The following is a 281-nucleotide window of genomic DNA, read 5'->3' as shown; positions in this document are numbered from 1 at the left end:
TCGCGCAACTTCGGGTTCTTCTTCAGTTCCGCTTGCAGTTTGGGCAGCCATTCCTGCAGTGCGGCCAGGTCGTTGCCCTGCAGGGAAATGCGGTACTGCGCACCCTGGCTGGCGCCGCCGCCGTCGTTGCTGGGCAGGTCCTGGATCGCGCGCAGGCGCAGCTGCAGGTCGGGGTAGCGGTCGGCCTTCGCACTCAGCCGTGCCAGGGCATGCGCGGTGGTTTCACGGCGGCCTTCCTTGCGCGATTTCAGCTCGATGTTGAACTGCGCGCTGGAGCCCTG

The 281-nt window shown here is 66.5% G+C and carries 1 protein-coding gene; it reads right to left on the bottom strand.

Annotation, left to right across the window (positions count from 1 at the left end; all coding sequences use genetic code 11):
- On the bottom strand, positions 1 to 281 hold a 281-nt coding region (locus EN874_RS33340; protein WP_135884756.1), incomplete at both ends, for an efflux RND transporter permease subunit.

It is taken from the genome of Mesorhizobium sp. M1D.F.Ca.ET.231.01.1.1 (assembly GCF_003999155.2).
In the GTDB taxonomy this organism is placed as follows: Bacteria; Pseudomonadota; Alphaproteobacteria; order Rhizobiales; family Rhizobiaceae; genus Mesorhizobium.
The sequence above is the reverse complement of the archived record's forward strand: the minus strand, read 5'-3'. Positions and strand labels throughout refer to the sequence as shown.